The 19,319-nt window shown below is 71.5% G+C and carries 16 protein-coding genes; 10 read left to right on the plus strand and 6 right to left on the minus strand.

What is annotated here, in order from left to right; all coding sequences use genetic code 11:
* Positions 1–88 precede the first annotated feature (88 nt).
* Positions 89–577, plus strand: a complete 489-nt coding sequence (locus EV671_RS01095) for a glutathione peroxidase (RefSeq protein ID WP_132569163.1) — start codon at positions 89–91, stop codon at positions 575–577.
* Positions 578–588: 11 nt separating this feature from the next.
* On the opposite strand, the gene EV671_RS01100 is transcribed toward EV671_RS01095, so the two are convergent.
* The 4 genes from EV671_RS01100 to EV671_RS01115 all read right to left on the minus strand — a co-directional run bounded on the left by EV671_RS01100 (position 589) and on the right by EV671_RS01115 (position 5,080).
* Positions 589–2,145 carry a tryptophan halogenase family protein gene (locus tag EV671_RS01100; RefSeq protein ID WP_165917437.1) on the minus strand — a complete coding sequence of 519 codons (1,557 nt, stop codon included), beginning with the start codon at positions 2,143–2,145 and terminating at the stop codon, positions 589–591.
* A 31-nt stretch (positions 2,146–2,176) separates the two neighbouring features.
* On the minus strand, positions 2,177–2,872 hold the full coding sequence (locus EV671_RS01105) for a DUF6445 family protein (RefSeq protein ID WP_132569165.1): 696 nt from the start codon (positions 2,870–2,872) through the stop codon (positions 2,177–2,179).
* Entirely contained in the window at positions 2,869–3,732 is an 864-nt protein-coding gene (locus tag EV671_RS01110; protein ID WP_132569166.1) for a PEP-CTERM sorting domain-containing protein, read from the minus strand. The genes EV671_RS01105 and EV671_RS01110 overlap by 4 nt, the downstream gene beginning before the upstream one ends.
* A gap of 136 nt (positions 3,733–3,868) precedes the next feature.
* Entirely contained in the window at positions 3,869–5,080 is a 1,212-nt protein-coding gene (locus tag EV671_RS01115; protein WP_132569167.1) for a DUF2235 domain-containing protein, read from the minus strand.
* Between the two features lie 139 nt (positions 5,081–5,219).
* Here EV671_RS01115 and EV671_RS01120 point away from each other — a divergent pair, with 139 nt between their 5' ends.
* From EV671_RS01120 to EV671_RS01145, 6 genes are all read left to right on the plus strand, one after another.
* Positions 5,220–6,332: a DUF2332 domain-containing protein gene (locus EV671_RS01120; protein ID WP_132569168.1), complete on the plus strand. Its 1,113-nt coding sequence runs from the start codon at positions 5,220–5,222 to the stop codon at positions 6,330–6,332.
* A 64-nt stretch (positions 6,333–6,396) separates the two neighbouring features.
* Positions 6,397–7,593, plus strand: coding sequence for an amino acid aminotransferase (locus EV671_RS01125; protein WP_132569169.1), 1,197 nt, complete (start codon positions 6,397–6,399; stop codon positions 7,591–7,593).
* Between the two features lie 8 nt (positions 7,594–7,601).
* Complete coding sequence (locus EV671_RS01130; protein WP_132569170.1) at positions 7,602–8,465, plus strand: hypothetical protein; 864 nt, start codon at positions 7,602–7,604, stop codon at positions 8,463–8,465.
* Positions 8,466–8,533: 68 nt separating this feature from the next.
* The gene (locus EV671_RS01135; RefSeq protein ID WP_415840381.1) at positions 8,534–9,856 is read left to right on the plus strand and encodes a D-amino acid dehydrogenase; all 1,323 of its coding nucleotides are present in this window, start codon (positions 8,534–8,536) and stop codon (positions 9,854–9,856) included.
* On the plus strand, positions 9,853–10,950 hold the full coding sequence (locus EV671_RS01140; protein WP_132569172.1) for a serine hydrolase: 1,098 nt from the start codon (positions 9,853–9,855) through the stop codon (positions 10,948–10,950). Before EV671_RS01135 ends, EV671_RS01140 begins: the two co-directional genes overlap by 4 nt.
* The gene (locus EV671_RS01145) at positions 10,926–11,831 is read left to right on the plus strand and encodes a S66 peptidase family protein (RefSeq protein WP_132569173.1); all 906 of its coding nucleotides are present in this window, start codon (positions 10,926–10,928) and stop codon (positions 11,829–11,831) included. The genes EV671_RS01140 and EV671_RS01145 overlap by 25 nt, the downstream gene beginning before the upstream one ends.
* Positions 11,832–11,927: 96 nt before the next feature.
* Here EV671_RS01145 and EV671_RS01150 read toward each other — a convergent pair whose 3' ends face one another.
* On the minus strand, positions 11,928–14,795 hold the full coding sequence (locus EV671_RS01150) for a TonB-dependent receptor plug domain-containing protein (RefSeq protein WP_165917438.1): 2,868 nt from the start codon (positions 14,793–14,795) through the stop codon (positions 11,928–11,930).
* Positions 14,796–15,004: 209 nt separating this feature from the next.
* Between EV671_RS01150 and EV671_RS01155 the strand changes: the two genes are divergently transcribed.
* The 3 genes from EV671_RS01155 to EV671_RS01165 are packed head-to-tail and all read left to right on the plus strand — an operon-like array spanning position 15,005 to position 18,189.
* Positions 15,005–15,937, plus strand: a complete 933-nt coding sequence (locus EV671_RS01155) for an ornithine cyclodeaminase family protein (RefSeq protein WP_132569175.1) — start codon at positions 15,005–15,007, stop codon at positions 15,935–15,937.
* A complete protein-coding gene (dacB, locus tag EV671_RS01160; protein ID WP_132569176.1) occupies positions 15,937–17,352 on the plus strand; it encodes a D-alanyl-D-alanine carboxypeptidase/D-alanyl-D-alanine endopeptidase in 1,416 nt (471 codons plus the stop codon). The genes EV671_RS01155 and dacB overlap by 1 nt, the downstream gene beginning before the upstream one ends.
* A gap of 60 nt (positions 17,353–17,412) precedes the next feature.
* Positions 17,413–18,189 carry a substrate-binding periplasmic protein gene (locus EV671_RS01165; RefSeq protein ID WP_132569177.1) on the plus strand — a complete coding sequence of 259 codons (777 nt, stop codon included), beginning with the start codon at positions 17,413–17,415 and terminating at the stop codon, positions 18,187–18,189.
* Here EV671_RS01165 and EV671_RS01170 read toward each other — a convergent pair.
* Complete coding sequence (locus tag EV671_RS01170; protein WP_207911063.1) at positions 18,186–19,259, minus strand: S66 peptidase family protein; 1,074 nt, start codon at positions 19,257–19,259, stop codon at positions 18,186–18,188. The two genes, EV671_RS01165 and EV671_RS01170, sit on opposite strands and share 4 nt — an antisense overlap.
* Between the last annotated feature and the right edge of the window lie 60 nt (positions 19,260–19,319).

Genomic DNA, 19,319 nt, shown 5'->3' on the forward strand with positions numbered 1-19,319 from the left:
ATTGGAAGGCCAGCCGCGCGCCGGGCGCCATGCTACAAACCCTGGGAGCGCCCGCGTTAGCATGGCTCAGCTTTTTTAGGGAGGCCCCATGGCCGAGAACGTGTTCGACTTCCAGGCCCTCTCCATCCGCGGCGAGCCTGCCGACCTGGCCGCCCAGCGCGGCAAGGTGCTGCTCATCGTGAACACGGCCAGCGAGTGCGGCTTCACGCCGCAGTTCAAGGGCCTGGAGAAGCTCTGGGAAGACTATGGCCCCAAGGGCCTGGTGGTCATCGGTTTCCCGAGCAACGAGTTCGGCGGCCAGGACCCGGGCAGCAACGACCAGATCGCGAGCTTCTGCGAGATGAACTACGGCGTCAGCTTCCCGATGATGGGGAAGATCAAGGTCAACGGCAGCGAGGCCCACCCGCTGTGGAAGTTCCTGAAGAGCGAGAAGCCGGGTTTCCTGGGCACCGAGGCGATCAAGTGGAACTTCACGAAGTTCCTCGTCGGTCGCGACGGCCAGGTCATCAAGCGCTACGCGCCCAACGATGGGCCCGACAAGCTGCGCGCCGACATCGAGGCGGCGCTGGCGGGCTGAAGGCGGCGTAGTCAGCGCGCGGGTTTGTGGTCTACCGCGCCACGCAGCTTGCGCACGAAGTCGCGCAGCGTGGGCGATTGCTGTGACGCCATCTGGCGCACGCTGCGCACATGCTCCATGGCCTTGAGGCTGACCTCGGGCGCAATGTGGGCGGCCAGCCCGATGCCGCGGCTGGGCAGGCGATGCATGCCGGCCAGGATGTAGGTCCAGTTCGCCGGGCCGAACAGCGACAGGCGCTTGTCCAGATCAGTGGGCGTGGGCAGCTTGGCGTCCCACAGCTGCAGCAGTTCCGCCAGCCGTGGCGGCATGCTGGCCGGGTCGGTGCAGGTGCGCCAGAACGGCGTGTCCCGGCGCTGTGACAGCGCGTAGTGGGCCACGATGAAGTCGCGCAGCTCCTCGTACACGTCGCCGACGGCACGGTTCAGTCGGTCGCGGCAGACCGTGCTGTCGCCTGCCGGAGCGATGTGGTCGACGAACAGCTGCAGCACCCACTCGATCAGGTAGATGCCGGTGGACTCCAGCGGCTCGATGAAGCCGCCGGCAAGGCCCAGCGCCAGGCAGTTCTGCTCCCAGGCGCGAGCCGCATGGCCCACGCGCATGCGCAGCAGGCGTGGCTCGGCCAGTGCGGTGCGGCCGGCGTTGTGGCGCTGCAGCGTGGCGACGGCCTCGTCGTCGCTGCAGAAGCGCGACGCATACACATAGCCCGTGCCGCTGCGGCTCTGCAGGTCGATCTCCCAGGTCCAGCCGGCGTCCTGGGCGGTGGAGGTCGTGTAGCTGCGCAGCGGCGCGTTCTCGTCGGCATAGGCCACGGGGAAGGCGACCGCACGGTCGCAGGGCAGCCAGTCGCTGAACGACTCCCAGGGCACATCCAGCGTCTTCTGCAGCAGCAGCGACTGGAAGCCGCTGCAGTCGACGAAGAAGCTGGCCGCGAAGCGCCGGCCGTCGTCCAGCTCGACGGATTCGATGCCCGCCGGGCCGCGGTGCACCTGGGCGACGTTGCCCTGCACATGCTGCACGCCGCGCTCGATGGCCGTCTGCTGCAGCAGCGTGGCGAGCTTGACGGCGTCCAGGTGGTAGCCGTAGCTGACCGGTGCCTGGTAGTCCGGCGAGTGCATCAGCTTGGGCGACTGGTTGCCGTCGTACAGCCGCGTCTGCACGGTGCAGGCCTCGGCCATCGGGGGTTGCAGCATGCCGCGCTGCATCAGGTTCAACCAGTGCACCGTAGCCGGATAGCCGTTGAACGGAAGTGGCATGTCGAACGGATGGTCGTAGCTGTCCTCGGCAGCCGTGCCGCCCTTGCGCCAGCCATTGAAGCGGATGCCGTTTTTCAGCGTCGCGTCGGCAGCCGTGAACAGCGTGCTCTCTGGTAGGCCCAGCGCCTGCATCGTCGCGCGCAGTGTCGGCACGGTGGCCTCGCCGACGCCGATGGTGCCGATCTGCGGCGACTCGATCAGCGTGATGGGAAGTGGCGTGGGGCGGGTCGCGCTCAGTGTGCGCTGCAGGAAGGCTGCGGCCAGCCAGCCGGCAGTGCCGCCGCCCACGATGACGATGGATTGGATGTCGGACAAGGAAATCTCCGGCGCCGCCGGCGGCGGACGGTCAGTTCAGCGCGCTGAGGAACAGGCGTTGCGTCAACCTGGCGCTCGCCAGCGTCTGCGACGCCGGCACGTCGCGCATGTCGATGGAATGGAAGGCGTTGCCGGGGTACATGACCATACGGTTGAAGCGCCCCGTCACGGCATGCAACTTGACCCAGACCGTGCCGTCTTCCACGGCATAGGTGTCGGGCTGCGTGCTCTGGCCCTGCTGGTGAAGCCACGCGTCGTAGCGCTCGATCTCGTCGGCGTTGCGCAGCATGGCCAGGCCCAGCGGCCGATGCTCGAAGAAGGCCGTGCCGACATCCAGTTCGGGGGACAGGTAGACCACGCCTGCCAGCGGCAGCCCGTCAACGTGCGGATGCTTCTGCTTGGCGAGCATCTGCCGGGCCGGCGTCGTAACGATGGAGAAGTCCGAGAACAGCGCCTCGGCACGTACCTGGGCGTGGCCGAGCTGGCGCAGCAGCGTGGCCACGCGCTCGAACAGGGGTTGGATCAGTGCACTGTCGATGCGGGCGTGCAAGCCTGGGTAGTAGGCCAGCGAGGAGTCGTAGTTGCCGCCGAGCGCCAGCGCCCGCACGGCATGCGGGTCGGCATAGAAGTCGTCGATGACAAGCACCGGGCAGCCGGCGCCCACCTGTTCGATGTGGACCGACGCCGCCGTGTTCAGCGCGAATGGGTCGGCGGCGGGGCTGGTCATTCCTGCCTACGGCGGCGGCGTGCGGCGGCAAGGCCCAGGGCGGCCGTGGCGGTCAGCGCCAGCGTGGCCGGCTCCGGCAGGCGGCCCGAAGGCGTGTCGTCGACCTGCAGCGTCAGCACGGCCTGATCCAGGCGGAACTGGCCAGTCTGCGCGAAGACGCTGGCGTCCAGCGTGCCGGCGGTGGCAAAGCTTGCCAGCGCGAGGCTGTCCAGCGTCATGTCCACGCTGAGCGCGCCGGAGACGGAGTGATAGACGTTGCGGGACTGGTCGTAATAGGTGTCGGTGCCGTACATGCCGTTGCCCGACTGGCCGGCGAAGACCTGCGGGCCGTAAGCGGTGGCCGAGTTGCTGACAGAGGAGTCGCTGCCCGTCTGCGTCGTGTTGCCGGCATGCACGCTCATCGTGTCGACGGTGTTGTCGCTGTAGAGCACGTTGTCGCTGCGTAGGAAGGTGCGGTTGGTGCCCTGCACCGGGTAGTAATAAGCGGGCACGTAGTAGCCGCCGCTGCAGCCGCCGGACCACCAGCTGTAGGACGTGCAGACGAAGTAGCCGCCGCCGCCGTACTGGTAGAAGGCCGTGAAGTTGGTCTGGGACTCCAGCATGTAGCTGCCGTATTGCGTCACGCCGCTGCCATAGGAGGCATCGGACACGCCGTACACCTGCAGCGAGCCCGACAGCACCTGCTGGGATTCGAGGTTCTGGCCACTGAGCGTCGAGCCGAGATCGAAGTGCAGCCCCGTACCGCCCCCGTTGAGCAACTGGCCCAGATTCAGCGTCTGCGACACCGTGACCGGCGCGGCGGAAACCCCGGCGGCGGCACCTGCGGCGACCAGGGCGCCGGCCAGTTTCGTGATGTCCATTCCCACGGCAACTCCTCGTTTTGTAGTGGAGTTGATGTTAGGGGGTTGACTTTTCGATGGGAATCGCCAGGTCGCGGGGTAGGTCCCTCAGACGCGGGGGTGAGGAAGGGCGGTGCGGATTCTTACCGGTTTGGCCCTAGACGGTTTCGATGTCCGCCAGCGCCGCGCCGTTGTTCAGGTCCAGGTAGTTGGCGAGGTTGCCGGGCCGGTAGGGGCGGGCGGCTTCGCCGGGGTCGTGCACGACGGCGGCCTGGCGCCAGCGATCGATGATGGACTGGTGCAGCCGCAGGCCGGCGGGCATCTGGCCGGGTGCGACCCGGGCCGCGATGCCCAGCGCCTTCCACGGCAGGTGCTGCCAGGGGGCGTGGGCCCAGGCGCCGGCTTCGGGCTGGGGCGGCGTGGGCAGCGGGTCGACGAAGCGCAGGCCCCGGGCCGCGACGCCGGCCTGCATCCAGGCCAGGGCCGCGTCCGACAGGCCGGACTCCTCGGCCGTGTTCGGGTAGCCGCCGCCCACGTCGGCATGGGCGCCGGGGAAGAGCACCTGCGTGATGCAAGCATCGGCTGTCCACAGGCAGGGCGTGAAGTTCTGGCGCTGCTCGTCGGCCGCCACCGCGTGCAGGCCGCGCTCGACGGCCGGGCTGAGCCGCGTGTCGGCGAACTGCAGCGCGTCCACGAGGCCGCCGTCGGTGCCGATCTGCGGGATGCCCAGCGACCCCACGGTGTCCCAGACGGCCACCGTCGCGACGGTGATGCCCGTGCGCCGCGGCGGGCTGGCCGGGCCGGCGCTGAAGAAGCCGGGCAGCGAGGTGAGCAGGTCCTCGAGCCGGCCGAGCAGGGTCGGGTCGCCGCCCAGGGCGCCGCGCCGGTAGTCGCTCCATGCCGCCGCGCCGAGGCGGTAGGCGTTGGTCTTGTCGTCCAGGTCGCTGTGCGCCGGGTCCAGCAGGCCCTGTGACGCGATCAGCCCGGCCAGCGCCCGCGCCGTGTAGGCGCCGCGGCTGAAGCCGAGCAGGTGGATGCGGTCGCCGGCCTCGTAGTGGCGCGACACGAAGGTGTAGCCGCGGATAACGCGCGCGATCAGCCCGGCGCCCAGCGTGCCGCCCAGCATCTTGACGAGCAGGTTGTTCGAGTCGCCGACGCCGTGCAGGTATTTGGCCGCCTGCAGCGTGGCGCCGGCGCCATCGACGAGGAAGCGCTCCTGCTCGTCGGCCAGCGCGATCGTGTCCAGAGAATCGACGCCGGCCAGGTTGTGGAAGAGCTTGAGCACATTGGTCGGCGGCCCCGGCTCCTCCTCGTCGCTGCCGCTGCCGTTCCAGGTGCCGTCGGCACAGAAGACGATCTGCTTGCCCATGGGGTCCTCCCAAGCGTTGAAGCCCGTCTTTTAGACCGGAGCGGGCGTTTCAGCCATCCCCTGCGGCGTGCTGCCACCAGCGCCCGCGGCCCAGGCGCAGTCGTGCAATGCCGGCGGCGGGCCTGCCTATGCTGGCGGCATGGATCACCCCGAAGAACTCGCCGAACTGCTACGCCGCTTCGGCCGCGAGGAATGCGCGCAGGAGCCGCTCTACGCCGCGCTCTGCGAACTGGCCGCCGAGGACGCCCGGCTGTGCGCGCTGCTGGCCGAGGCGCCGCCCGAGCAGCGCAAGGTCAACCTGCTGCTGGCCGCGCTGCACGAGCGCGTGCTGGCCGGTGCCGCGACCGAGCTGGCGGCCTACTACCCGAGCGCCGGCGGCGGGCGGGCCGTGGACAGCGGCCTGGCCGCCGCGCTGGCGGCCTGCGTCGAGCGCGAATGGCCGGCCCTCGTGCAGCATTTGCGCCATGGCGCGACGCAGACCAACGAGGTCGCCCGTGGCGCGGCGATCTGGCCGGCCCTGGGCGCCGCGGCCGCCGCCACCGGCGCCCGCCATCTCGCGCTGCTGGACTTCGGCTGCAGCGCGGGCCTGAACCTGGGCGTCGACCGGTACGCGCTGCGCTACCGCGGCGACGACGGCGGCTGGCATGCCCGCGGCGCGGCGCGCGACGGGCGCGCGGCCGAAATCGAATCGCTGTGGCTGGGCGGCGCGCCGCTGCCGCCGCTTGATGCCGGCTGGCGCCTGGCGCTGCGCCACGGTCTGGACCCGGCGCCCGTCGACGTCAACGACCCCGCGCGCCTGCGCTGGCTGCAGGCCTGCCTGTGGCCGCACGACGCGCGCCGCCGCGAGCGCCTGGCCCGCGCGGCGGCGCAGCTGCAGGCGCTGCCGCACCGGCTGGCCCGGGCCGACGACTGCGTCGCGGCCATCGAGCCCTGGCTGCTCGGCCTGCCGGCCGGCGTGCAGCCCGTGCTGCTGACGAGCTGGGTGCTGTACTACCTGAGCCCGGCCGACCTCGCGCGGCTGCGCGTGACGGTGGACCGCCTCGCGCTGGGCCACGGCCTGGCCTGGATCTGCGGCGAATTGCCGGCACTGAGCGCACGGTGCGGCGCCGCGCCGCCGCTGCCCGCCATGCCCGCCGGCGAGGTCGCGGCGTCGGCCACGCTGTGGACGCTGCGCCATGCGCGGGCCGGTCGCATCGCGGAGCGGCACCTGGGCTGGAGCCACCCGCACGGGCGCTGGGTCGCCTGGCTGTAGAGGCCGCTATGGGGGTATTTGCGGCCGCTCGGATAATCTCGGCTTCCCAACGGAGTCGAGCCCCATGTTCCAGCACGTCGATGCCTATGCCGGCGATCCCATCCTGAGCCTCAACGAGGCCTTCCAGAAGGACCCCCGCGCCGGCAAGATCAACCTGTCCATCGGCATCTATTTCGACAACGACGGCCGCATCCCGATGCTGCCCTCGGTGCGCGCCGCCGAGCTGGCCGTCGTCGAGGCCGCGGGCCCGCGGCCCTACCTGCCGATGGAGGGCGCGGCCAACTTCCGCAGCGCCGTGCAGGCCCTGCTGTTCGGGCCCGAGCACGTGGCGCTGAAGGCCGGCCGCATCGCGACCATCCAGGGCGTGGGCTCCAGTGGCGGCCTCAAGGTCGGCGCCGACTTCCTGAAGCGCTATTTCCCCGACAGCAAGGTCTATCTCTCCGACCCGACCTGGGACAACCACCGCGCCGTCTTCGAGGGCTCGGGCCACAGCTGCGAGACCTATCCCTACTACGACGCGGCCACCGGCGGCGTGCGCTTCGAGGCCCTGCTCGCTCATTTCAAGGCCCTGCCGGCGCGCAGCGTCGTGCTGATGCATGCCTGCTGCCACAACCCGACCGGCGTGGACCTGAGCCAGGACCAGTGGCGTGCGCTGGTGCCCGTCATCCGCGAGCGCGGGCTGCTGCCCTTCCTGGACCTGGCCTACCAGGGCTATGGCGACGGCATCGAGGAGGACGCCTTCGCGCCGCGCCTGCTGGCCGACGAGGGCCTGAGCTTCCTGATTGCCAACAGCTTCTCCAAGAGCATGAGCCTGTACGGCGAGCGCTGCGGCGCGCTGAGCGTCGTCTGCCCCGACGCCGACCAGGCCGCGCGCGTGCTCGGCCAGCTGAAGTTCATGATCCGGCGCAACTATTCCAACCCGCCTATGCATGGCGGCCAGATCGTCGCCAAGGTGCTGACCGATCCGAAGCTGCGTGCGATGTGGGAGGCCGAGGTGGCCGAGATGCGTGGCCGCATCCAGGAGATGCGCCGCCAGCTGCACGACGTGCTGGCCGCGAAGCTGCCGGGCCGCGACTTCGGCTACTTCCTGACCCAGCGCGGCATGTTCAGCTACACCGGCCTGACGCCGGAACAGGCCGAGCGCCTGAAGACTGAGTTCGGCGTCTACATCCTGCGCTCGGGCCGGATGTGCGTGGCGGGGCTGAACACCCGCAACGTCGAAGCCACCGCCGAGGCGATGGCCGCCGTGCTGGCGGCCTGACACGATCCATGCGACAGCGGCTCTGCGGCCTCGCCGCGCTGCTGCTGGCCGGTTCTGCCCAGGCGGCAGGGCCGGTGGTGGACAGCATCGTCTGGCTGAACGGCGACACGCTCGCGGTGCGCGTCGGCGACGGCGTCGTGCGGCCCTCCGACATGATCTCGAGCTGGCTGCAGGCCCATATGCCGGGTGTCGAGCTCAGGCCGACGCTGGCCAATGCCGAACGCAGCTGGACGCTGGTCCGCCAAGGTGAGAAGGCCTGCATCGCCAACGCGGTACGCCTGCCGGAGCGCGAGCGCCTGGCCTATTTCAGCGCGGTCTGGCTGATGCCGCCGCCCCAGCTCATCGTGCGCCGCGAGCGCCTTGATGCGCTGCCGCTGGATGTGCGCGGCGCCGTCAACCTGCAGACCCTGCTGGCCGATGCCTCGCTGCGTGGCGCCATCGCCCAGGGGCGCAGCTATGGCCCGGCGCTGGACGCGCTACTCGCACCAGGCGGCGTGGGGCTGCTGCGCGTGACGGGCGCCGACTTCGGCAGCAACCTGGTCTCCATGGTCCTGCAGGACCGGGTGGACTACACGGTCGAATATCCCAACATCCTCGTCGCGCTGGGCAGCCAGCGCGAGGGCGAGCTGCCGCTCGCGGCGCTGCCGGTCAAGGGCGCCGCCGACCCCGTCCCCAGCGGCGTGGCCTGCCCCCGCACGCCTTGGGGCCACGCGGCCATCCGCCTGATCGACCAGGCCCTGGGCACGCCCGCCGGCGCGGCCATGCTGCGCGAGGCCCTGCGCATTTCCCTGCCGGCCGACACCCAGCGCGCCTACCGCGACGCCTTCGACGCCTACTTCCAGCGCCGCGCCAAACCCACGCCCGGGCTGTAGAGCGTGTTCCCGATCCCATCGGCGCCATGAGGGGACCGTAAACAAGCGCTTGGCCATAACGCGGAGTGATGGCCGCAGCCGCCGCTTTCATTGGCAGCGGCGCCCAAGCATCCTTACGCTGCCGGCTGAAGAATTGGCCCAGGGGCAGGATGAAGCATTGCGTGGTGATCGGCGGTGGCGTGGTGGGCCTGACCACCGCCTGGGCGCTGCTGGAGCGCGGTCACGCGGTGACGCTGCTGGAGCGCGACGAGGCCGTCGCCCAGGGCGCCAGCCGCGCCAACGGCGGCCAGCTCAGCTACCGCTATGTGTCGCCGCTGGCCGACGCCGGCGTGCCGTTGAAGGCGCTGCGCTGGCTGCTCGACCCCGACGGCCCGCTGCGCTTCAAGCCCGAGGCCAGCCGGGCGCAGTGGGCCTGGCTGATCGCCTTCCTGCGCAACTGCCGCGGCCCGGTGAACCGCCGCAGCACCGAGCGCCTGCTGGCCCTGGGCGCCTACAGCCAGGCCGCGTTCGCGCGCCTGCAGGCCGAGGCGCAGCTGGGCGACACCATCGCACTGCGCACGCCGGGCAAGCTGGTTGTCTACCGCAATTCCACCGAGTTCGCCCGCGCGGCGGCGCGCGCGAACGCCGGCCTGGAGCAGGCCCTGTCGCACGACGACTGTGTCGCGCTGGAGCCGGCGCTCGCCGACACCGAGGCGACGCTGGCCGGCGGCATCTTCACGCCCGGCGAGGCCGTGGCCGACTGCCATGCCTTCTGCGCCGCACTGCACGCACGCTTGAGTCAGCGCGAGCGCTTCCGCGGGCGCCTGGGCGCGCGGGTCGATGGCCTGCTGCGCGACGGCCGCGGCGCCGTGCGGGGCGTGAGCACCGGCCTGGCCGAGGTCGGCGCCGATGCCGTCGTGCTGGCCGCCGGCCTGGCCAGCCGCGCGCTGGCCGCGACGGTCGGCGTGGCGCTGCCGCTCTACCCGCTGAAGGGCTACAGCCTGACCGCGCCGATCGGCCCCGGCCACCGCCCGCCCGAGGTCAGCGTGACCGACTTCGAGAAGAAGATCCTCTACGCCCGCATCGGCCACGAGCTGCGCGTGGCCGCGATGGTCGACCTCGTCGGCGACGACGCCAGCCTGGACGCCGGCCGCCTGGCCTCGCTGCAGCGTTCGGTGCGCGCCACCTTCCCGCACGCGGCCGACTATGACCGCGCCACGCCCTGGGCCGGCCTGCGCCCGGCCACGCCCAGCGGCGCGCCCATCCTCGGCGCCAGCGGCGTCTCCGGCCTGTGGCTCAATGTCGGCCATGGCGCACTCGGCTTCACCTTCTCCTTCGCGACGGCCAACATCGTGGCCGAGCTGGTCAGCGGCCGTGCCAGCCCGCTGCCTCTGGACGGCCTGACGCTGTGACCGCCGACGATCTCGCCGCAGCGCTGTGCGCCGCCGTGCTCGCCCAGCGCTTCGAGACGACCCCCGACGGCCAGCAGGGCGGCGCGCCACTGGGCTGGCACCCGAGCATCGACCTCGCGGTGGCCGTGTTCCCGCGCGGCGCGGCGCCGGTCTGCGCCAATGTGCTGTTCTCGCGCGAACATCCGCAGGGCCTGGTCGCGCGCTTCGACGGCGGGGACGGCGCGGTCGACAACATCGGCTTCCATGCCGATGTGCGCGACGCGGCCGGCGACTCCTTTGCCTGGCTGCCCGGCGCGGACTGGTCGCGCATCGCCTTCCCCGCCTGGTTCGGCAGCGGGCCGAGGTTCGTCGCGCCCTACCCGGCGTCGCTGTTGAAGACCCTGGTCGCCGTCGGCGTGGCCCGCCTCGTCGACGCCGGCCGCAGCGACTGGGCCCTGCCGCTGGCCCATGGTGGCGCGACCCGCCCGTTGGCCGACTGGCTGTTCGACATGATCACGGTCAGCAGCAACGAGGCCACGTCGGCCCTCGTCGCCCATCTGCATGCACGCGGCGCCATCCGCCGCGAGGGCGGGCGCGAGGTGCGCAACGAGCTGCACGAACTCTTCGAAGCCCAGGGCCTGCCGGGGCTGCGGCTGGCCAACACCGCGGCCGACGGCGGCTGGGGCAATGGCGCCGGCGCGGGCGTCGGCCAGATCCAGATGACGGCCTGGGACGCGCTGCGCCTCGTCTGGCGGCTGGACGCCGACGCGCCGGCCCGGCCGCCGCTGGTCAGCGCCGCCAGCCGCGCCGTCATCCGCCGCGCGCTGGACGCGCAAAGGCTCAACGAGATCCTGTCCAGCGAGTCGCTGCGCGCGCTGCCGGGCTGGGTGGCCGGCATCCCGGCGCCCCCCGCGCGGTTCGCGCACAAGACCGGCAACACGCAGAACTACGGCAGCGATGCCGGCATCGTGCACGACGGCGACCTGCACTATCTGATCGCGGTGACGACCAGCCTGGGCCAGCGCCATGCACCGCATCCCGATGCAGCGACGACCTGGAAGCTGCCGGCCCTGGGCGCGGCGGTGCATGCATGGCTGAAGACGGCGAATTCCTGATCCCGCCGCTGCGCCGCGGCGCGGGCATCGCCGTCATCGCGCCGGCCGGCCCGCCCGGGCCCGGGCGTCTCGAACCCGTCGAGGGCTGGCTGCGCGAGCGCGGCTACGCGCCCACGCTGCTGCCGAGCTGCTACGGGCCGGCGCCGCTGGACTTCCTCGCCGCGCCCGATGCCGTGCGCCTGGCCGACGTGCACGCCGCCTTTGCCGACCCGCGCTTCGATGCCGTGCTGGCGCTGCGCGGCGGTTCGGGCTGCATCCGCCTGCTCGACCGCCTGCAGCCCGGCCGGCTCGCGGCCAGCCGCAGGCTGCTGATCGGCTACAGCGACCTGACCGTGCTGCATGCGCTGCGCACGAACGCCGGCATCCCTTCGCTGCACGCGCCCATGCCGGCCAGCGACTGGGGCCTGCCCGGCGCCGCGGCCGACACCGAGGCGCTGTTCGCGGGCCTGGCGCGTGGCTGGCGGGCCGGCGACCTGCTGGGCCGCGCCCGGCCGCAGGCGCTCAGCCACGGCGGGCGGGCGCGCGGGCGCCTGATCGGCGGCAACCTGGCGATGTTCTGTGCGCTGCTCGGCACGCCCTATCTGCCCGAGGCCGACGGGGCCCTGCTCTTCATCGAGGACATCGGCGAGGAGCCCTACCGCGTCGACCGCATGCTGAGCCAGCTGCGCCTGGCCGGCGTGCTGGGCCGCATCGCCGGCCTGGTGCTGGGCAGCTTCAGCGGCGCCGGGAGCCCGGACGCCGTGCTGGCCGACCACCTGCAGGGCCTGCCCTGCCCGGTGCTGGCCGGCTGGCCCGCCGGCCACGGCCAGCCCAACCGGCCGCTGCCGCTGGGCCTGCACGTCGAACTCGACGTGGCGGCCGGCACGCTGACGCTGGTCTGAGCGGCTTCCCCGGTTGCGCGGGTCGCGCTGCATCCGAAAAAAAGCCCCGATGCGGGGCCGTGGAAACCGGCCCGGGGGCCGGCAGGGAGCTTTGGCTCAGAAGAACTTGTAGCTCGCCGTCAGCGTCAGCGTGCGGCCGCGCGGGTCGGCCACGCGCGGGTCCCAGCCTGTGCCGACCGCGTTGTCGACGTCGTGCCAGGTGAAGGGCGGCTGGACGCCGAAGAGGTTGATGATGCCGGCGCCCAGCGACAGGTCCTTCACGCCGGTGAAGGTGCCGATGAGGTTGAAGGTGAGGTACTTCGAGACCTTGCGTCGCTGCAGTTCCGGGACGTTGGTGAACGTCGTGTGATCCTCGTCCCAGTAGCTTGCCGAGTAGTTCGCGGACAGCGTCGTCGACAGCGTCGGCGTCTTGTAGGTGCTCGACAGCGAGCCCTTCCACGGCAGGTAGAGCGTCGTGTTCGTCCACTGGCCGACGTACTGGATCATCGGTGTGCCGGAGACGAGCTGCTCCCTGGCGCTGATCATCTTGGTGGCCGACAGCGTCGTCGTCAGCCGGTTGTCGCCCAGCTTGGCCGCCCAGTTGCCGGTCAGGTCCAGGCCCTTGGTCATGCTGCCGCCGGCGTTGATCCAGCCGGCCTGGATCAAGGTGATGTTGCCGCTGGGGTCGCGGATGAAGTTGTTGGCGAAGACCGAGTAGTTCTGCAGCTCCTGAGTCGGCGTCAGGTTGTGGATGCGGTCGATCATCTTGATCTGCCAGTAGTCCACCGAGGCCGTCATGTCCTTGACCGGCGAGAACACCACGCCCAGCGAGCCCTGACGCGACTTCTCCGGCTTGAGCTGGGCGTTGCCGCCGGACAGGTAGGGGATGCTGTTGAGCTGGCAGGACGGGTCGTTGTTGCCCGTCGGGTTGGGGCATTTGACCGGGTCGGGGAAGGTGCCCGTCGTCGCGAGCGTCACCGTGGCCAGATGCAGTTGCTGCGGTGTCGGTGCGCGGAAGCCGGTGTTGTAGGAGCCGCGCAGCAGCAGGTCGGTGTTGGGCGTGAACTTGAAGCTGACCTTGGGGTTGGTCGTGCTGCCGACCTCCTGGTAGTGGTCGTAGCGCAAGGCCAGGTCGAATTCCAGGCTCTTCAGCGCGGGGATCAGCAACTCGCCGTAGACGGCGCCGACGTTGCGCGTCATGTCGGGTGCCGAGCCGTTGCCGGGGCAGCCCATCACCGAGTTGGCCAGCAGCATGTTGCCCTTGCTGAAGGACGACACGCAGTTGTAGTTCTGCGTGCCGCTGTAGCCGTAGAACTCGCGGCGCAGGTCGGTGCCCAGCGCAAAGGACAGGTCGCCGGCCGGCAGCTTCATCAGCGGGCCGGAGATGTTGGCGAGGACCTGGTCGACCTGGGTGCGGCCGTCGGCGAGGCGGCCGTGCACCTTGGTGTCTTCCACGGCCTTCATCGCCGCGGCCGTCTGCGTCTGGCCCGGCATCAGGAAGGGGTTGTAGATGCCGCTGGTCAGCAGCGCGACCAGCTTGTTGGTGTCGGCATAGCCGTCCACCATCTCCTGGTAGCCCGAGGCCTTGCCGCGGGCGATGGAGAGGCGGTAGTCATAGTTGCCCCAGGCGCCCTCGATGCCGGCCGTCAGGCGGTCGTTGACGGACTCGTTGCCCAGCGTGCGATAGCCCCAGTCCCACATGCGCAGCCGGTAGGCAATGGACTTGGTCGGGTCGAACTGGTTGGCGCCGTACAGCGCCTTCATGTTGACGTAATAGGGGCCGTTGACCGGGTAGTTGGCGCCGGTCGGATAGGCCGTGCCGTTGACGACCGAGCCCAGCCCGAGCGCAGTCGTGCTGAACTGGTAGGGCGTGAATTCGCCCAGCGAGTAGTAGCGCGAGCCGACGAACTCGACGAAGCCGGTGGCGTCCTTGCCGACGTTGAAAGTGGCGCGTACGACGCCGCTGGTGGTCTTGCTCGGCGCCGCCAGCATGTACTGGCGGCCGTAGTCGGTGCCGCAGCGATAGGTGCTGTTGGCCTTGGTGTAGCCCAGGCCCGACAGCACCGTCGGGTTGGCGAGCTGGCTGACGCCGAAGGGCACGGCCGTGCACTGGTTGGTCAGGGCCAGCGCGTTCAGCACGGTGTACTTGGTCGGGTCGGTCGCGCCGATGGTGGTGCCCGCCGTCGGCAGCGCGCTGCCGCTCTGGCCGAGGATGTTGCCGAAGAAGGGCGAGCTGGACGTGTCAGGCGCCAGGCCACGATCGGGCTGGTAGCCCAGGGCCCAGGGACGGTCCACGCCGCGCAGGATGTCGTTGCGGCTGTGCGTGATGCTGCCGGAGATGTTGAAGCCCTGGGTCGCCATGTCGCCCCAGCCGGCTGTCAGGTTGAGCTTGCGCTGCTGGCCGCCCGCGCCGTCCTGCGGCGAGCTGTAGTTCGCACTGGCCTGCACGCCCCGGTAGTCGCGCTTCAGGATGAAGTTGATGACGCCGCCGATGGCGTCGGTGCCGTAGATGGCCGAGGCGCCGTCCTTCAGCACCTCGATGCGCTCGATCATGTCCAGCGGAATGGCATTCAGGTCCACCGAGCCGCCCGACGTGCCCTGGTTGGACAGGCGCCGGCCGTTCAGCAGCACCAGCGTGCCGGTGGGGCCGAGGCCGCGCAGGTTGGCATAGGCGCCGCCGCCGGCGAGGCGGTCGCCCTCCTGGCCGAAGACGCTGTTGCTGGACACCGCGTTGTTGGCGTTGGCCGCGTTGGCGGCCAGGGAGCGCAGCACGTCCTCGGCGCTGCTCAGGCCCTTCTGGCGGATCTGGTCGGCCGTGATGACCTCCAGCGGCAGTGCGCCTTCGTCCACCAGCCGCTTGATGCTGGAACCCGTCACCTCGACGCGCTCCAGCTTGGCAGCGGTTTCGCTCTGCGCCAGCGTGATGCCGGCATGGGCGGCGAGGCCGAGGACCGCCAGCCGGCCCACCAGACGATTCAGCTTCATCTCAACGACTCCAGGGTGATTTGATTGCCGGCCATGTTCGCCGCCGCGCGTGGGTGCGCCCAGGGGGCAGCACCCCAGGTGTTGCGTGTTTCCCGATGAATGCTTGTGCAGCGCACATAACCTGCGGGAATGCATGGCCGAGTGAAAGCGCGCTGCGGGTGCGCCGCGGCCCCTCTACAGTGCCCATGAACCGTTTTGGAGCCCTTGCGATGCGACTGATCACCGAGGCCGAAGTCACGGCCGTTCTCGACCCCGACAGCGCCGTGGCCGCGCTGCGCGCCGCCTTTGCCCAGCACGGGCGCGGCCGGGCCCAGGTGCTGGGCCGCCACCGCGCCACCGCCACGCAGGACGGCGCCGCGCTGGCCATCAGTGCGATGGGCGCCATCCTCGATGCCGATGGCGAGCTGCCGGCCGTGCTCGGCACCAAGGTCTACTCGGCGCGCGACGGCAAATATCACTTCCTCGTCAGCCTGTTCTCGGCCGCCACCGGCGCGGCCATCGCGACGCTGGAGGCCAACGAGTTCACGCGGCTGCGCACGGCTGCCGCCACCGCCGTCGCGGCGGACCTGCTGGCGCTGCCGGACGCGCGCACGCTGGCCGTCTTCGGTGCCGGCATCCAGGCGCGGGCCCATGCCGAGGCGCTGTGCCGCGTGCGCCGCTTCGAGCGCGTGCTGGTCTGCGCCCGCTCCGGCGCCGAGGCGCTGGCGCGCGATCTGCAGGCGGCGCTGGGCCTGACGGTGCGCACGGCCAGCGTGGCCGAGGCTGCCGCCGAGGCCGACGTGATCGTGACGGCGACGCGCTCGGCGGTGCCGCTGTTCGACGGCGGCCTCGTCAAGCCCGGCGCCTTCGTCGCTGCCGTCGGCACCAGCACGCCGACGGCCCGCGAGCTGGACGACGCGCTGCTCGGCCGCGCCAGCCTGGTCGTCGTCGAATGGCTGGGCGCGGCGCGCCATGAGGCCGGCGAGCTCGTCATGGCCGCGCCCGGCGTCGTGGCGCCGGAGCGCCTCGTCGAGCTCGGCGCGCTGATCGTCGAGCCGCGCCCGCGCGGGCCGCTGGACATCGTCGTCTACAAGAGCGTGGGCGTGGGCCTGGAGGATGTGGCCCTGGCCCGCTTCGTCGCCCGCCGCCTGGGCGTCTGCTGATGCGCGTCTGGCCGTTTGCGGCGGCGCTGCTGCTGGCGGGTTGCGCCGCGCGGCCTCTGCCCGACCCCGTGCAGGCCGCCCTCGACCGGGCCGGCCTGCCGGCCGACAGCCTGGGTTTCGTGCTGCAGCCGCTGGACGGCTCGCGGCCGGCTCTGCAGCGCCGCGCCGAAGAAGCCATGGCGCCGGGCTCGACGATGAAGCTGGTGACGGCCGTCGTCGCGCTGGAGCGCCTCGGCATCAACCATCGCGGCCACACCGAGCTGCTGGCCGCCGCGCCGCCGGTGGGTGGCGTGCTGGACGGCCCGCTGATCCTGCGCGGCGGCGCCGACCCCGACCTCGACTGGCCGGCGCTGTGGTGGCTGCTGCGCCAGCTGCGCGAGAGCGGCCTGCGCGAGATCCGCGGCGGCCTGGTCGTCGACAGGACCCTCTTCAACCCGACCCGTTTCGACACGGGTCAGCCGCCCTTCGACGAGGCGCCCGAGTTCGACTACAACGTGATCCCCGACGCGCTGCAGCTCAACGGCAGCCTGCTCGACATCGAGCTGCGCTCGACGGAGGCGGGCGTCGCCGCGCGCAGCCTGCCGGCGCTGGCCGGCCTGAGCCTCGACGCCGGCGCGATGACGCTGTCCGCGCGGCCCTGCAAGGACTGGGACGAGGACTGGAAGCCCGCCGAGCTGGTCGCCGACGGCGACGCGCGGCGGCTGAAGCTGCACGGTGCCTTCCCGCGTGGCTGCCGCCAGCTCGCGCCGCTGCAGCTCGTCGACCGCCAATGGCTGCTGACCCATGCGGTGCGCCAGTTCTGGGCCGAGCTGGGCGGCACGATGGCCGCTGGCGATGTCGAAGGGCCGGCCTCGGCCGGCGCCGTCGTGCTGGCCAGCCACGCGGGGCGGCCGCTGGCCGAGCTGCTGCGCGGCGTGATGAAGCGCAGCGACAACGCGCTGGCCCGTCTCGTCTACCTGCAGCTCGGCGCCCAGGCCGCGCAGCCGGGCGAGTCCACGCTGGCAGCGGCCGACCGCAGCGTGCGCGCCTGGTTCGCGGCCCATGGGCTGGACGACCGCGGCCTCGTGCTCGACAACGGCTCGGGCCTGTCGCGCAGCGAGCGCATCAGCCCTGCGCAGCTGGCCGGCCTGCTGCGCGTGGCCCAGGCCGGCGCCCAGGCGCCCGAGCTGCTGGCGACGCTGCCCATCGCCGGCGTCGACGGCACGCTGTCGCGCCGCTTGAAGGACGGCCCGGCCACCGGCCGCGCGCGGCTCAAGACCGGCACGCTGCGCGGCGCGGTCGGCCTCGCCGGCCTCGTGCCCGACGCGAGCGGGCGGGCCTGGGTCTTCGTCGCGCTGCTCAACCACCCCGACGCGGCGGCCAGGGGGCGGCCCGTACTGGACGCCCTCGTGAACTGGGTGGCGGCCCGGCGCTGACTTCTTGGCGGTCACGTACCGTCGGCTTAGGATGCGGGCACGACTCGACGGGAGGCGGGCATGGGAATCCTCAGTTGGCGCGGTCTGGCCTGCATGGCCGGGCTGCTGGCGCTGCCGGCCTGGGCGCAGACGCCGATGCGCTTCGTCACGGAGCCCTTCCCGCCCTACACCTTCGCCATCGACGGCCGCCCGGCGGGCCCGATGGTGGAGGTGCTGCAGGCCGCCTGCGCGCGGCTGGCCTGGAGCTGCAGCATCGAGGTGCTGCCCTGGCGGCGTGCGCTGAACATGGCCCAGCGCGGCGAGGTCGAGGGCATCTTCACCGTCGTCGACTCGCCCGAGCGGCGCCAGTACTTCCATGTGTCGCCGCCGGTCATCGAGGGCCGCTATGTGCTGTTCGCGCGGCTGGGCAGCAGCTACCAGTACGCGGGCGACCCGCAGACCCTGGCCGGACGCGTCATAGGCGCCTACGGCCCGTCGGCCACGGCGCTGACGCTGGAGCAGCTCATCGAGGGCGTGCCGCGTGCGCGCAGCGAGGTCGAGCCCGACAACCGCACCGTCGTGCGCAAGCTGGCTGCCGGCCGCTATGGCGAAGATGGCCTGGCCCTGGCCAACGAGGCTGTCGCCCAGCACCTGATGCGCGAGGACGGCGTCCGCAACCTGCAGCCGGCCGGCCTCGTGAAGGCCTTTGGTTACTCCTTCGGGCTGACGCGCCAGAGCGTCGACCTGGCCCAGGCCCAGGCGCTGGCGAAGACGCTCTACGAGCTCTGCCGCAGCGGCCGCACGGCCGAGCTGCTCAAGCCCTACGGGCTGCCGGCGTCGGCCTGCGTGAAGCCTTAGAGCACGGCGGGCGCCAGCAGCCTGATCGTGCCGGCGTCCGCATCGATCTCGGCCGGCGCGCCCACCGGCACGGTCAGCTTGCGCTTGATGTGGCCGATGGACGCGCCGCGGAACACCGGCACATTCAGCGGCAGGAAGTAGTCGTCGAAGACCTCGTCCAGCGTCAGGCTGCCATAGCCCTCGCCGGGCTCGCATTTCGTGAAGCGGCCGAGCACGACGCCGGCCAAGGCGCTGAGCGCGCCGGCGAGGCGCAGCGTGGAGAGGCAGCGGTCCACGCGGTAGATGTATTCGTTGATGTCCTCGAGGAAGAGGATCGCGCCGCGGCAGTCGGGGAAGTAGGGCGTGCCGGCCAGCGAGGCCAGCACGGTCAGGTTGCCGCCCACGAGCGGCCCCTGCGCGCGGCCCGGCCGGATGGTCGTGATGCGCTCCTCGCGCGCGACGAGGTCGTCCGCGGGCGGCGCGACCGGGTTGCGCAGCACGGCGGCCTCGGCGTTCATCGCGACGGCCTTGAAGTTCTGCACCGAGTAGTCGTTCCACTCCGACGCGGCCACCGGGCAGTGGAAGCTGACCAGGCCGGTCTGGCGGTGGATGGCGTTGACGAGGCTGGTCAGGTCGCTGAAGCCGCCGAAGAACTTCGGCTTGCGGCGGATCAGCGCGTAGTCCAGCCTGTCGACGATGCGGTTGCAGCCCGAGCCGCCGGTCATCGCGAGGATGCCGGCCACCGAGTCGTCCGCGAACATTGCATTGATGTCGGCGGCGCGCTGGGCGTCAGTGCCGGCGAAGGGGCCGCGGCGTGCGGCGACGAACTCGCCCGGCTTGACCTTGAAGCCCAGGGCCTGCAGCGACTCGATGGCGAGCTTCAGCGGCTCGCGCTCGAAGCTCGCGTTGGCCGGGCTGACGAGGCCGAGCGTGTCGCCCGGGCGCAGGCGCGGCGCGCGCAGCGGGCCGGAAGTGGATGGGGCGGATGGCGTGGCCTGGGCCGGCTGGGTTGTGGCCAGCAGGCTGGCGGCGCCGGCGCCGAGTTGCAGCAGTTGGCGGCGGGAGGCTTGCATGGCTTCGACGCGGGGCATGGGGCTGTCCTCAAGATGAATCTTTTTGGCCTTCGCAGGATTGACGCTGCGACGACCGGC

The sequence above is a fragment of the Roseateles saccharophilus genome, assembly GCF_004342485.1.
GTDB lineage: Bacteria > Pseudomonadota > Gammaproteobacteria > Burkholderiales > Burkholderiaceae_C > Pelomonas > Pelomonas saccharophila.